Genomic DNA, 13597 nt, shown 5'->3' on the forward strand with positions numbered 1-13597 from the left:
GGAAGACACCATTAAAAACTGGGGGTGAAGACCACAGGTGTGTCTCAGCCGGTACGCTTTTTGTCCGGCGGCAACCAGCAGAAAGTGGTGATTGGCAAATGTCTGTCCACAGACGCGAAAGTCCTGCTGCTTGATGATCCGACATTCGGCATTGATATCAATGCGAAATACGAAATCATGAAAATTGTGAATCAGTATGTCGCTCAGGGGAATGGCGTGATTTTTGTGTCCAGTGAATATGCCGAAGTGGGCAGTTTCTGCGATGTAATTTATGTGGTCAACAAGGGGCGTATCGTTCGCCATTTCAGTGGCCAGCGTATGACGGAAGAAGCATTGCTGGCAGCAGTGCAGTAAGGATAAGGAATTGCGAATGAACGAGAAAACACTTCAGCCGCCACGGACAAGCCGCATTAACTGGCGCGATTACATTATTTATTTTGTCTTTATCGGCATCTTCATCTTCTTTTCGGTGATGCTGCATGACAAAGGGTTTCTGACTTCAGTCAACCTGATGAACATTGCCCGCCAGACCGCAACCATCGCCATCATGGCGGTCGGCATGACCTTTGTGCTGAGTGCGGCGGAGATTGACCTGTCTTTTGGTGCCACTGTGGCTTTAGCCGCCATCGTGTCGGCCCTGACACTGCAGGAAACCGACAGCATTTTGCTTGCTATGTCTGCCGCGCTGATGGTGGGCACCATGATAGGTTTTGTGAACGGGGTTTTTGTCACTCAGGTGGGGATTCCATCGTTTCTGGTCACCTTAGGGACAACTGGCATTATTACCGGTATTGCCCGATGGTCGACGTCGTTGCAGTCGATTCCGATTGATAATGATACCTATACCTTCATCTTTGGCTCCGGCGACATTGGCCCGTTTTCCATCCTGTTTATCTGGACCATTATCGTCACCGTCATTGGTGCCTTTGTGCTGCGCAATACCACCTTTGGGAAACATGTGCTGGCGACGGGGGGCAATAAAGTTTCTGCCATGTATTCAGGGATCAATGTTAACCGTATCAAGCTGTATGTACTGATGCTGAACGGTTTTCTTGCTGCGCTGGCCGGTATTTTGTACTCAGGCCGCCTTTACAGCGCCCGTTACACCTTAGGTGAAAACGACCTGATGCTGGTGATTGCCGCGGTAATTATCGGTGGCACCAACTTGTTTGGCGGTAAAGGAACCGTGATCGGCTCGGTGATTGGGGCGCTCATCATGGGTATGGTGAACAACGGCTTGATTCTGATGGGGCTGAATGTCGATCAGCAGCTGATCCTGCGCGGCATCATTGTGATTGTGGCGGTGACTTTCACCATGGGCCAGATTCGCCAGTTACGTAAGAAATAACGTTTTTACTTTGATTAAGGATGATGGGAGAGAATCATGGCTTCAGAAATACAAGTGGCAGAGCTGATTGCCGGCTGGACACTCAAGGAGAAAGTGGGTCAGCTGTTTATTCTGGCATTTCCCGGCAAATCTGCCGAGGCGACGCGTCAGATGGTGGCAGAGTATAACCTGGGCGGCTGTTACTTAAGCCAGGACAACGCGGAAACGTTCACCGAAGCACATCAGCTGAATCAGTCGCTGGATGTCATCGTCAAGCATCACCATCGCTTGCCTTTATTGCTGGGCGTGGATCAGGAAGGTGCCTGGGGCGTCCTGGTGGGAGAGTCGACGACCGGGCCGGGCAATCTGGCGCTGGGGGTGCCGGACGCCGTGACGGGGACGGAACGCATGTATAAAGTGATCGGTGATGAAATGCGATATGCCGGCTTTAACTGCATCCTCGGCCCTTGCTGTGATGTGAACTTTAATCCGGAATCGCCCATTATCGATACCCGTTCGTTTGGCGATCAGCCGAAGAAAGTCAGCGCCCATTCTGCCGCTGCGGTTCGCGGATTACACCAAGGCGACATTACCGCCTGCGCCAAGCATTTTCCCGGTCATGGTGACACGCAGGGAGACACGCACAGGGATATCCCCCGCGTCAATAAATCGTACGACGAGCTGAAAGCCAATGATCTGGCACCGTTTCAGGCGGCGATCAATGCTGGCGTGGATCTGGTGATGACCAGCCACATTCTTTATCCGCAGCTTGATGACACTTACCCGGCGACACTGTCATCAGTGATCTTGCAGCAGGTGTTACGCAAGGATATGGGATTTGACGGCATTATTATTTCCGACAGCATGAACATGGGCGCCATCCAGCATCATTATACGCCGGTTGAAGCCGCTGTCCGGGCCATGCAGGCCGGGATTACCATGATCATGCTCTCTGAAGAGCACTATGATCACTCAGAGGCGTATCTGGACAAGCAACTGGCGATGATTCACGGTGTGATTGATGCCGTGAAATCTGGCGAACTGTCTGAGCAAGTCATTGATGAGGCATTACAAAAAGTGGTGCACTTTAAGCTGGATAAGCTGCAGCCCATGCCGTTGTTTCACAAAGTCTCTATGCCAGCCGGCCAGATAGTGGCCAGGCAGGCGGCAGAGTCGGCAGTGACCTGGGTGCGCGGCGGCTTAGAGACCCAAGGTCAGAAACTCTATGTGATCAATGCTACGCCGGAGTCCAGTTATCATAACCTGATGAATCCCAGAGGGATTGGCCCGAATCAGTCTCAACCCGCTTATGAGGCATTTATCCAAACCCTGCGTCAGACAGAAGCGGTGTGGCAGGAAGTCAGTGCCGATCAGCTGCCCGAAAGCTGTAGCGACGGTTACTTGGTAGTGGTCACTGAAAACCATCCGCTACCCGGTGAAGACTTTGACCAGGTGCAGGCTCAGCAACTGGTTCAGCAACTCAGCCAGGACTTCAGTCATCTGATCGTTGTGGCGTTGCGCAGCCCCTATGACTTGCTGCGTTATCCCACAGTCTCTCACTACCTCTGTGCTCACTCCTCCCGGCCTGAAAGTGCTGCTGCTGCAGCCAGGGTACTGGCTGGTGAGCATGCGGCCGGACATGGCTGCGCTGTGAACCGGATGAGCTGACCGCTCACATTCTGATCGAATAGACACAGATTAAATTTCCTGCTGGCGTGCGCCAGCGGGGCGGCCTCCCAGTATTTTGCGGTTGGGAGATTTGGGAGAGGGTTCCCCTCAATAGGAAAGAAAAGAAAGGGAAATTATGTTAAAGACAAAATACGGGCTCGTCACTTTGCTGGTGGCCTCAGCATTAAGTGGACAGGCACAAGCAAGCGGTATTCAGGGGTTCTTGGACTCATTGCGTGATTTTGAATCGGGTATTAATCCTGCTCTGGCTGATTTTTATGCCCAGAACCTGGATAATCCTGTGTATACCTATGCGCAAGTGACAGAACCCGGTCGTCTGGTTCGTGACTGTTCAACAGGCACTATGCTCTCTGAGCCAACGACTATCAGCCAGTTCTTTACCAAACTGGGTATTGATAATATTTATAACCCGAACACACCGAATGATCCGGAAATGTTCCGGCAGATGCAGTATAACTCTATGAATGCGTGGGGCTTTATAGGTTATCAGCTGGGTGAGGCCGTTCTGATTGATGCCGGTTATTACAGCCCGAATGTGGTAAACATTGATGGGACTGATTACGACAGTTTTTATATGTTTGTTCCTGATTCAACCTGGATTGGCTGTAAAACCGAAGCCTTAGCAGAAATCGAGGGTTCAGGGGGTAATCAGGTTTATGTGACAGATAATAACCGCTGGGAAGGCACATTTGTCGGTAAAAATGGTGTGAACTCTTTAGCCGATTTGCGTCTGCCTGAAAAGCAAGAACTGGTGATGCGCGATGCAATGCACTTTAACGTCAAAGTGATCAGCAAGTTACTTGATGACGCGAACATGACCTGGGGACAGGCGCTGGCAAAAAGCTGGCCGGGTACAGACGACGACGGTAATCCGATTCAGGTTCAGGCAACAATGTCCGGTATTTTGGCCGCTGCCCACTTACGTGGCGCCTGGGGGACTGCCGCATTGCTGACTAATGATCAGATTACCTGTGACGAGCTGGGGACGTGTATTACCAAATATGTCCATAAGTTCGGCGGCTTCAATACCATTTTTGATACCCCGGGGAACGATGTCATCGAGGGTTCACCTTACGACGAAGTGCTGACTGCTGGTGAAGGTAATGACACTGTGATTACCGGTGGCGGTAAAGATCAGATTCTGCTGAATGAGCAAACGGGTGCGGTCACGACAGTGAACGATTTTACCGTTGGTGATGACATTATTGTGCTGCGCGGCTGGCAAGCTGCGGATCCATTGGCTGGCCTGGTGGTTTCTTCCGTTGCTGGTGGCACAGAGTTACAGTTCTCCGGCCAGACTGTGGTCCTGAATGGTGTGACTGCTGCAGACGTGCAGGCCAATACCGAGCAGGTGATTGTGAAGTCGGATGTCTATACGCTGGCCTGGAACTCAGGCAAGCAAGTGGTTACCGGGTTTGATCCCGCAGTTGATAAGATTGAAGGTAGTGCCGGTATCGGCTTCAAACATTTGAAAGCTTTCGAGACTGCAACCTCAGTGATTATTGGTCCACAGGCTGAAGATGGTGGTATTTATGCCTCTTATGAGCTGGTGGGACTGACCCTGGCTGACCTCACGCCGGATATGTTTGTCAATGTAACAGGTGGCTATGATCGTCTGGGTTATATTGTGCCAATCAATAGTGTGACCTGGGGCTGGAATGTTGAGCTGGTCGTAAATAGTTTTGATGTGGCAAAAACCGTCATTACTACGCCAAGCAATGAAGCGATTCCGTTCAGTGCTGTGAAGCTGACTCAGGAGGGCGCAAACACAGTCATCACCTTACTGGATCCCTTTGCTCAGGGAAATCAGAAGCGTCTGGTATTGAATAATACGGATGTGACGACGCTGTCTGCCAGTAATTTTGCAGGTTTTACCGGTAGTTATACAGAGACGACCATTGATATTCCGGTTTACTTTGAGATTAGTGCCAGTGTCAGTGGTAGTGGGGGTACGATTTCACCAGCACCTGATGCATCCGGTGTCCTGTCTGCAAAAGGTGGCGATGACTTTACGGTCAACTTTGTACCAGACAGTGGTTACACCGTCAGTTCAGTGGTTGTTAATGGTGTCGCTCAGCCTGTGAGCAGCAGTTACACCTTCACCGCTGTGACAGCCAATCAGACTCTGGTTGTAAGCTTTGAACCGGGTTCATCTTGCCCCGCACCTTGGGTCAATGGTCAGATTTATACCGCAGGTGATCAGGCGCTTTATAACGGTAATATTTACGAAGCCAAATGGTGGACGAATAATAATCAGCCGGATCAGGGGGTCCCTGGACATTGATCGGCCCTTGTAACTGATCAGTCATTGATGACGAATAAACGTATTCCTTGAGTGTCTAGTCCTAAAATAGGTTGACGCTTTTTATGTAGCCAGTAGGTATTCCCTACTGGCTTTTTCATGCACTTCACTCGGGGTTCTCATCCCCAAGCTCGTATGCGGTCTCAAGTCGTTATATGTCGATATCGACTCTTTCACTAACACCATAAGCTCTTTTAGGGTATTGCACTGGTAGAGTAGGAACTCACTCTTTAGTATGCCATTAACCCGCTCAGCCAGCGCATTCTGATAACAGTCATAACCATCAGTCATTGAAGGTATCATGCTATTGGCGCTTAACTTTTCCTGGTACTCTGATGAGCAGTATTGTAACCCTCGATCTGAGTGGTGAATTGTTGCTGCATCTGTTTGGCGGTTGGTTATGGTCATATCCAGCGCTTTTACCACGTCGCTAGCCTTCATTTCGTTACTCAATTCATAGCCTAATATTTTCCGGGAGTAAGCGTCTGTAACTAGTGAGAGATAGTGTGTCCCTTCATCTGTTTTGACATAGGTAATATCGCTCACAACCACTTGCTCTACATGATGAACAACTTTATCTTTCAAAAGGTTTGGGTGCTTCCTGAGCCAATGTTTGCTGTTCGTCGTCTTGGTGTAGTTCTTCCTTGGCTTGACCAGCAGGTTCTCGTTTTTTAAGTACTTGAATAACCCATCTCGTCCCAACTTTATTCCTTGTTTCTCTAGCTGGGGCTTAATCAACTGGTATAGCTTACGAGTACCAACCCGAGGCATAAGTTGCCGCCAGTACCTTACCATCTCTTTTACAGGCAAGAGTTCCTCAGCACGCACTTCGAGGCGCTGCTTCCATTGATGCACAGCTTGCCGGGATAAATTGAACTGCCTACATGCAGTTGCGAGCTTTACTTTTCCTTGCTCTTTGGCAAGCCAGAGCGCTCGGCTAAGTACTTTTTTCCAAGTCTATTCCGTGTTCTTTTTTAAGGATTTCCACCATATCGCTGTAAATCATGTTCTTTAATTCAGCGTCGGCAAGGGCTTTTTCTAGGCGCTTAATCTTCTGTGCTGGCGATTCTTTTGATTTAGGCATAGTAGGGAAGTGTTCAACTGGCTTCGACCAATCTAACTTACCATGCTTTCTTAGCCATACAAGAACAGTGCTTCGTCCCTGAATGCCAAAGTGTGCTTGGGCTTGTTTGTAGGTCATCTCGCCTTTTTCAACCTGAGCAACAACAGCGAGTTTAAAGCCTAATGTGTAATCACGCTGTGTTCGTTTTATCTTTGATTTGCTTGATGAGTTCATTGATAAGTCTCCAATGTGTCAACTTATCTCAGGACGGGACAGAGTGTCTAACGAAAAAGCCCGGTAAGAAAATGCCGGGCTTTTATTCGGCCAAAGGATCGTTTCGCAATCTGCATTAATTCCAATACATCATCTTTTGCAAACTCAACTAAGCTTCTTTTGAACGTGGTCAATTCCGACGAGAGGAGTGAAAAATGGGTATTTTTTCCTGGATTATTCTGGGCCTGATTGCAGGTGCACTGGCCAAATGGCTGATGCCGGGTAATGACGGCGGCGGCTGGATTGTGACTATGGCTCTGGGGATTGTCGGTGCTTTTGTCGGAGGCTGGGTGGGTAGCTTAATTGGCCTGGGTCCGGTGACCGGGGTGAATATTGGCAGCCTGATTACCGCAACCCTGGGGGCATTTATAGTCTTGCTTGTTTATAACAAGTTCATTCGTTCTTAGCTGCTCACCTTGTTGCGGATAAGCCGCTGCAGAGCGGCTTATCCGTATCCCGTTTGGGTTAAGCGGCGGGCTGTTCTTGTTGCGCTGCTGGCGAAGCAAGTTCAGCGGACGGCTCAGCGCGGGTGTCACTCTGCACATTTGGCGCGGCTTCAGCGTGTTTTACCGGCTGAATGGGCGCAATAGCAGCGGCCGGAGATTGTGGTGTCTGGGCCGTTTTTTCTGCCGGCAGGCTATTGGCAGATAATTGGGCAATCTGCTGTATCAGCAGGTTCTTTTCTACAGCATGCTGGCTTTGAAGCGCTGCAATTTGCTGTTTTGCTGCCACCAGTGAGACAGCCAGTTCATCACCGCGCTGGGTTTGCTCTGCCAACTGGTTTTTGGTTTGCACAAAGAGGCTGGCTTCATCGCCTTGCTCATTCAGGGTTTTACGAACAGCGACCACCAGTGTTTTGCCCTGTTCCGGAATGGATTGATTACGCAGATCTTCCGTCCCCAGCTCCTGACTGATCGCCAGCAGAATGTTTTCATAGCTCAGAATGTGGCGCTCGTAATCACTGGTTTTCATGGCTTTGAGCTGTTTAACAACATGCGCGATATGTCTGGCGTGCGCCAGTGCAAAGGCTGTCGCGTCCGCTTTTTCCTGAATAACGCCTTTCGCGCGAGGCTCAGCGCTAATAAAAGCTTCTGTTGCTTTGAGTGTCGTCTCGGCATGTCTCAGCGTTTCCGGGGCATGCTGTCCGGCTTGTTCGGTCTGCAGGCGCTTGAGTTCTTTCTGACTCTCAGCCAGATAAATAGTTGTCACTGTATCAACTTCTAAAGCGCGTTGTTTTCGTAATAAATCCGCCTGACCGCTAATGGCGCTGTCATTGTTATTATCAGCGATGTCATCAACGAGCTTTTTCAGCGCTTTCTCTGCCTGTGCCATGGCCTGAGGGAAATAAGCCGCAGCATTGATGCTGTTTAGCTCGCTGCGGTTACTGAACGCTTCGTTCAGTATTTTCATGGCTTCAGTACGTGTGTGATTGGCGGTTTCAATATGCTGATTGAACTGGGTTAAGGCTTCCTGAGTTGCCTGCAGGTAGGTTGTCGATGAGAAGATCCCGATACTGTCGTTCGCTTTGCTTGAATCCAAATCATATTCACTGAAGTATTCCAGGGCATCATCCAGTGCTTGTCTGGCCTCATCCATACTGTCAGTTGCAAACCAGGTGAGCGCCTGGCTTTGCGCAAAAGTTTGTTCGGCGGCTTTGATTTTTGCTTGTATGTCTTTTAATGGCGCAAGGCTGGTGGCGCTGGCATTGGTTTCTGCTTTAGGGCTGGCCACGGAGGCAGAATCTGAGGCGCAGCCGGTTAATAGCAGCAGGCTGGCAATACTGGTGAGTTTCAGTCCATTAACAATAGACAGGTTGCATCGTTTGGTCATTCTTTGTTATCCCTGGAAAAGCAAACCATCATCAGGTATCCGTGCCTGAGACTGGCTGATTCATTATTTTTATCAATCTGAACGGGTATTTTAGAGAAGAACAGAATGAATCTGAATTGATATATTACGTTTTAGGATAAATAAAAATCGGGACCATTAAATGACGGGTTTAATTGAATGGTTCGTCATTATTTTGACGAATTAAGCCTGCTCATCGTTTTTTCGCTGCAATTTCGCCTGCAGATCGGTTTTCACTATTTCCAGCGCGGCCAGTGCCAGTTCGGGGTCAACCTTGTTGGTTTCCAGCAGATAGATCAAATCCACTGCCAGCTGAACTTCCTTCGGGGCGTCGGTGAGTGAATGTTTCGCTGTGTGTTGTCCGGTTGACTGTGTCTGTTGTTTTTTGGTCATCATGCATCCTGAAAGTCGGCAGTGTTCGCTGGCGCGGTGAATTGGTTATCGGGTTGATGGACGGCCAGCGCTGCCCAGAAGAGCTGGGCATGGATATGAACCAATTGCTGGTGATCGTCACGGTATCCGCCTCCTACCACGGCGGCAAGCGGGATGTTGTTATCGTGGCACTGGCTGATGACAAAATGATCCCGCTGAAAAATACCCTCAGTGGTGACGTTAAAATAGCCGAGTGCGTCGTGCTGGTGGATATCTACCCCCGCATCATAGATCACCAGATCAGGCCGGTGTTGCGCCAGCGCCAGTGTCAGCACAGCCTTAAAGGCCGATAAATAGTCATCGGTGCCGGTGTCGCGCGGTAAGGCTAAATCAATGTCAGAGTCAGGCTTGCGCGCCGGAAAGTTTTTGTCGCAGTGGACAGAAAAGGTAATGATGTTGTCGTCATTGGCCAGCAAGGTGGCGGTGCCATCACCCTGGTGGACATCGCAGTCAATGATCATCACCTTATCAATTTCAGGCAGCGTCAGGGCATGGCGGGCCGCAAACGCCAGATCATTGACCAGACAGAAACCGCTGCCGAAATCATAGTGCGCATGGTGATAACCGCCGCTTAAATGCAGACTGATGCCGTACTGACAGGCCAAATCCACGGTCATTCGGGTGCCGCCTGCCGATGTCAGGGTGCGTTCTATCAGCTGCGGACTCCAGGGGAAACCAATCCGGCGCATTTTAGCTGCAGGCAGACTATTGTTGATCAGGCTGTCAATATACTCGGCCTGATGCAGGGTTTTCAGGGCATCGGGCGTGACAGCGTCCGGCTGGAAAAAAGCCACATCAGCCCAGGTTTCAATCTGTTTTTCCTGCGTGAGATGCAGGAATAAGCGCTGATATTTGGTGATCGGGTATCTGTGCTTTGCGGGCAGCACCAGTTGAGAATACACAGGGTGATAGACGAGTGGCAGCATCATTATCCTTTACGTTCCAGCTGGAGGATCGACTTTTCAAGGCGGGCCATTGCCTGCTGGCAGCGGGCAAGCCGGCCTTCCAGCGCGAGCAGTTGCTGCTGCAAAGGCTGGCGTGAACTGGCTTGCGTTGTTTGTTCCAGCGTAAACGCCTTGTCCTTCACCATCGCGGCAAGCCGCCTTTCCCAGTCCTGATGCTGTGCCAGTTCATCGTACAGCTCGTGCAGGCTTTTACGCTGTTTGACCTGGTATTTCGGCTCGGACTCACGAATCTGCTTGGTGGCCATTTCCCGCTGTACCGCCTGGATCTGAGCCAGAATTTTTTCGCAGACATAACTGGCTCTGGTTGCGTGTAACCGGCCTGATGCCTGCTCGCTTTTCAGTGCCGCAATCTCTTGCTGAATCTCGCGAATACAGGGAACCAGCAGGCGTGACTGGCCGTGAAATAATTGTTTGTCAAAAGGGGTTTGCTGCTTTCTCTGCGCTGATGATCCAGTGCTTCGGCAGGAGAGAGCAGCTTTTCGACCAGATCAGAAAGGCGATGGAGATCGTTCGTCATCGCAGTTTTCCTCTTACTGTTTATCCGCTTATAACCAGGCTTGCCAGGCCAGCCGGATGGCCAGAATAACCACCACGGTCACAAACACCGGGCGAATGAACTGACTGCCAAAGCGAATGGCAGAGTGCGCGCCAATATAGGCGCCGAGCATCAGGCAGACGCCCATGGTCAGCCCGAGGGCCACATTGATATGACCCAGTATGGCAAAGGTTATCAGTGAGGTCAGGTTGCTGGTGAAGTTCATGGCTTTAGCCAGGCCTGATGCCAGCAAAATGTCCAGCCTGTAGAGCGCCATGCTCGACACCGTCCAGAACGCGCCGGTTCCCGGACCGGCTAAACCGTCATAAAAGCCCAGTCCTGTGCCTTGCAGCCACTGTTTACGTTTCAGACTGGCGTTGGGTTCAGGCAGCTTGTGACTGTCAGCTTTGGGGTGCGGATGCCAGATCGTATAAATCGCCGCCGCAAGAATGATCAGCGGGAGTACTTTCTCCAGCCAGGCCGTGCTGATGATGTTCACGACCAGGGTCCCTGTCACGGCGCCGATCAGGGTGGCCACAAATGAGGCTTTCCAGAATGCCGGGGAAAACAACTGCTTTTTATAGTAGGTCAGCGCAGCGGTGGAGGAGGCAAACGTCGCCGCCAGTTTATTGGTCCCCAATGCGATGTGCGGTGGCAATCCTAACGACAACAAGGCCGGGACGGTCAGCATGCCGCCGCCGCCGGCGACCGCATCAATAAATCCGGCAGCCAGGGCTACCAGACCGAGAATGAGCCACATGCCCGGATCTATCATTTCAATCATTAATTATTCATTTTTCTTTGATGGTGTGTTCAATTACGCGCTTAAATGGCGGCAAGGAATCGAGCAGTGCTTTGCCGTAGCGCCGTGTGATGATCCGTCTGTCGAGCAGCACAACTCTACCAAAATCCTGCTCTTTGCGCAGCAATCGGCCTGCAGACTGGATCAGCTTCTTACTGGCTTCCGGTACGGCAATCTGTAAAAAGGGATTACCACCCCGACTCTCAATGTATTCTGCATGCGCTTCTTCAACCGGCGAGGTCGGAACACCAAACGGTATTTTTGTGATCACCAGGTTTCTCAGAAGATGCCCGGGTAAGTCGAGACCTTCCGAAAAGCTGCCGGTCCCGAACAGAATGCTGGCTTTTCCTTGTTCACAATTGCTCTTGTGTTTATCCAGGAGGATTGTACGTGACTCTTCTCCCTGTACCAGCAGTTCCCAGCTGTTTTTTTGACAAAGTGGCTTTAAGGCTTCCGCGACCTTGTTCATTTGCCAGTAGGAAGAAAACAGCACCAGGCTGGCGGTCTCGCCTTCAAAATACTCAGGCAAGGTTTCTATCAGTAAGTCAGTAAACTGCTCTGCCTGCGGTTCACATTTCATCTGCGGGATCACCAACCGGCCGTTATTCTGGTAATCAAACGGCGAGGCGAGGGCAAGAAAACGTGTCCCTTCCGTTTCGCTGATCCCGGCCTGGCGGCAGAAATAGCTGAATTGATTCAGAGCCCTGAGTGTCGCTGACACTAAAATGGAACCTGCTGCCCGGCTCCACAAAAGCTGATCGAGACGATAGCCGATTTCCAGCGGTGACACCTGAACAATAAAATCCCCGTCCTGTTCCGGATTTTTTTCCAGCCAGCGCGCTAACGGGGCGCCCTGATCTTTGATGGGCTGCGCCATGAGCGACCAGACTTTCTCCAGATTTTCAAGCCGCTGCAGATAGTGGCCTGATTCTGCCAGTGCCGGTTCTGCACTGCGCGCCGGTATTTCGTCATCTTTCAGGCGCTCAGTGATCATGTCATGCATTTTTGCCAGAGATTGCCTGGCTTTTTTGCTGGCATCCCGGCATCCCTGCGCCTCCTCTGTCAGCCAGGCCGGCAATTCACCGTGCGGAAAACGGTAACTGCCGTCTTTGCTGAACACCGCCGGGTCGACCTGACCGGCCAGCTGGCGTAACGTCGGCACTAAGTGCTGGATGGACTCCTGCAGCGTGTTCTGAAAACGACCTGCCTTTTGGGCATCAGCCAGATCGGCCAGCTTACTGACCGACTGATTGAGCTTCTCCAGCCAGTTACTGGCGCCTTTCAGGCTGGCGGACGCAGCGGAAAAGTCCCTTGCCACTTGCGGCAGGTGGTGCGCTTCGTCAATGGCATAAATGGTGTGTTCAGGCTCTGACAATATAATGCCGCCGCCTAATTCCAGATCGGCCATCAGCAGCGCATGGTTGGCAATAATCACATCGGCTTTATCCATGTGCTCTCTGGCTTTTGCAAAAGGGCAGCTTCGGTGTTTGGCCATGCCGGAATTGCAGCTGTGCTTATCTGATACGATTTGCTGCCAGACACGATCCGGCACCACCGTGGGCCAGCTGTCTCTGTCGCCATCCCACTTTCCCTGTTGCCAGGCGGCAAGCATGCGTTTCAGCAAACTGAGGTCAGACTTTTTCGGCTTCTCCTGCCAGAGCGCTAACTGACTGTCGTCCTGGCCGACACAGCTGGCTTCAAGGCGATGACTGCAACAGTAACGCTGACGACCCTTCGCCAGGATAAAACTAAATTCTTTCGGAAAAATTTGCCTGAAAAGCGGTAAATCCTTATGAACCAGCTGCTCTTGTAAGGCAACGGTTGCCGTCGCGATCAGTACTTTTTTGTTATTGAACAGTGCAAACGGGATACACCCCATCAGATACGACAGGGACTTGCCGATGCCTGTACCCGCCTCAGCAACCAGCATACGCTGCTTCTCATGGTATTCACCCGATAGCGTTTTCGCGATTTCAGCAACCAGATAGTTTTGCGCACGACGGGGTATAAAATGCTCAAGTTGTGCACTCAAGTTGGTATAGCACTGTTTAATATCACTTTTTATCTGGTTGTGAAGCATGATTGAAACTTAATCTGGATTGGGGCCGCCATTATAACACGAAGCTCTGGTCGTGGAGCCTCTCGCTGATCCTCGCGAATTTTTAACTTGAAATGGGATTCTCCTCACGAAATAAGATTGAACCCCAGTTGAATGGTGTGCTGATAACTACTTGATTAATTCAATGGTCTTAATTTTGCGGAAAACACAGTGTAATACTCTGCTTTTATGGGCTTATAAATTCTTTTATGGCTATAAATTCTTTTATTTGACGCTATTAAGTAACCATTAAATTCCCTGTG

The 13597-nt window shown here is 50.6% G+C and carries 12 protein-coding genes; 5 read left to right on the top strand and 7 right to left on the bottom strand.

The genetic code is table 11. The features are described from left to right. Window positions 1–24 precede the first annotated feature (24 nt). From P4S53_RS13880 to P4S53_RS13895, 4 genes are all read left to right on the top strand, one after another. A complete protein-coding gene (locus tag P4S53_RS13880) occupies window positions 25–354 on the top strand; it encodes an ATP-binding cassette domain-containing protein (protein WP_337113102.1) in 330 nt (109 codons plus the stop codon). Window positions 355–370: 16 nt separating this feature from the next. Further along, window positions 371–1348: an ABC transporter permease gene (locus P4S53_RS13885; RefSeq protein WP_337112331.1), complete on the top strand. Its 978-nt coding sequence runs from the start codon at window positions 371–373 to the stop codon at window positions 1346–1348. Window positions 1349–1384: 36 nt separating this feature from the next. Next, window positions 1385–2995 carry a glycoside hydrolase family 3 N-terminal domain-containing protein gene (locus P4S53_RS13890; protein ID WP_337112330.1) on the top strand — a complete coding sequence of 537 codons (1611 nt, stop codon included), beginning with the start codon at window positions 1385–1387 and terminating at the stop codon, window positions 2993–2995. A gap of 136 nt (window positions 2996–3131) precedes the next feature. Further along, window positions 3132–5300, top strand: coding sequence for a carbohydrate-binding protein (locus P4S53_RS13895; protein WP_337112329.1), 2169 nt, complete (start codon window positions 3132–3134; stop codon window positions 5298–5300). Window positions 5301–5381: 81 nt separating this feature from the next. Here the strand turns inward: P4S53_RS13895 and P4S53_RS13900 are convergent. Further along, a protein-coding gene (locus P4S53_RS13900; protein WP_337113103.1) for an IS3 family transposase occupies window positions 5382–6615 on the bottom strand; the annotation gives its coding sequence in 2 pieces (ribosomal slippage) (window positions 5382–6270 and window positions 6269–6615; 1236 coding nt in all). Between the two features lie 194 nt (window positions 6616–6809). Between P4S53_RS13900 and P4S53_RS13905 the strand changes: the two genes are divergently transcribed. After that, window positions 6810–7061 (top strand): GlsB/YeaQ/YmgE family stress response membrane protein, encoded by a 252-nt coding sequence (locus P4S53_RS13905; RefSeq protein ID WP_337113104.1) that lies wholly within the window; start codon window positions 6810–6812, stop codon window positions 7059–7061. A gap of 58 nt (window positions 7062–7119) precedes the next feature. Here the strand turns inward: P4S53_RS13905 and P4S53_RS13910 are convergent, their stop codons facing one another. The 6 genes from P4S53_RS13910 to dinG form a co-directional block, all read right to left on the bottom strand. Next, entirely contained in the window at window positions 7120–8484 is a 1365-nt protein-coding gene (locus tag P4S53_RS13910) for a hypothetical protein (RefSeq protein WP_337113105.1), read from the bottom strand. Between the two features lie 201 nt (window positions 8485–8685). Beyond that, window positions 8686–8895 carry a pleiotropic regulatory protein RsmS gene (gene rsmS / locus P4S53_RS13915; protein WP_337113106.1) on the bottom strand — a complete coding sequence of 70 codons (210 nt, stop codon included), beginning with the start codon at window positions 8893–8895 and terminating at the stop codon, window positions 8686–8688. Beyond that, the gene (locus P4S53_RS13920) at window positions 8895–9860 is read right to left on the bottom strand and encodes a histone deacetylase family protein (protein WP_337113107.1); all 966 of its coding nucleotides are present in this window, start codon (window positions 9858–9860) and stop codon (window positions 8895–8897) included. The genes rsmS and P4S53_RS13920 overlap by 1 nt, the downstream gene beginning before the upstream one ends. A 2-nt stretch (window positions 9861–9862) precedes the next feature. After that, window positions 9863–10285 carry a primosomal replication protein gene (locus tag P4S53_RS13925; RefSeq protein ID WP_337114488.1) on the bottom strand — a complete coding sequence of 141 codons (423 nt, stop codon included), beginning with the start codon at window positions 10283–10285 and terminating at the stop codon, window positions 9863–9865. 159 nt (window positions 10286–10444) lie between these two features. Then, window positions 10445–11218, bottom strand: coding sequence for a sulfite exporter TauE/SafE family protein (locus tag P4S53_RS13930; protein WP_337113108.1), 774 nt, complete (start codon window positions 11216–11218; stop codon window positions 10445–10447). A 7-nt stretch (window positions 11219–11225) separates the two neighbouring features. Beyond that, on the bottom strand, window positions 11226–13316 hold the full coding sequence (gene dinG, locus P4S53_RS13935; RefSeq protein ID WP_337113109.1) for an ATP-dependent DNA helicase DinG: 2091 nt from the start codon (window positions 13314–13316) through the stop codon (window positions 11226–11228). Window positions 13317–13597 lie beyond the last annotated feature (281 nt).

This window comes from Photobacterium sp. Hal280 (assembly GCF_037162255.1).
Classification (GTDB): Bacteria; Pseudomonadota; Gammaproteobacteria; order Enterobacterales; family Vibrionaceae; genus Photobacterium.

What these genes read in the sequence shown, in the direction of transcription:
- P4S53_RS13905 (WP_337113104.1), top strand. Translation starts at nt 6,810, where the DNA reads ATGGGTATTTTTTCCTGGATTATTCTGGGCCTGATTGCAGGTGCACTG.
- dinG (WP_337113109.1), bottom strand. Translation starts at nt 13,316, where the DNA reads ATGCTTCACAACCAGATAAAAAGTGATATTAAACAGTGCTATACCAAC.
- P4S53_RS13910 (WP_337113105.1), bottom strand. Translation starts at nt 8,484, where the DNA reads ATGACCAAACGATGCAACCTGTCTATTGTTAATGGACTGAAACTCACC.
- P4S53_RS13920 (WP_337113107.1), bottom strand. Translation starts at nt 9,860, where the DNA reads ATGCTGCCACTCGTCTATCACCCTGTGTATTCTCAACTGGTGCTGCCC.
- P4S53_RS13930 (WP_337113108.1), bottom strand. Translation starts at nt 11,218, where the DNA reads ATGATTGAAATGATAGATCCGGGCATGTGGCTCATTCTCGGTCTGGTA.
- P4S53_RS13895 (WP_337112329.1), top strand. Translation starts at nt 3,132, where the DNA reads ATGTTAAAGACAAAATACGGGCTCGTCACTTTGCTGGTGGCCTCAGCA.
- rsmS (WP_337113106.1), bottom strand. Translation starts at nt 8,895, where the DNA reads ATGACCAAAAAACAACAGACACAGTCAACCGGACAACACACAGCGAAA.
- P4S53_RS13885 (WP_337112331.1), top strand. Translation starts at nt 371, where the DNA reads ATGAACGAGAAAACACTTCAGCCGCCACGGACAAGCCGCATTAACTGG.
- P4S53_RS13890 (WP_337112330.1), top strand. Translation starts at nt 1,385, where the DNA reads ATGGCTTCAGAAATACAAGTGGCAGAGCTGATTGCCGGCTGGACACTC.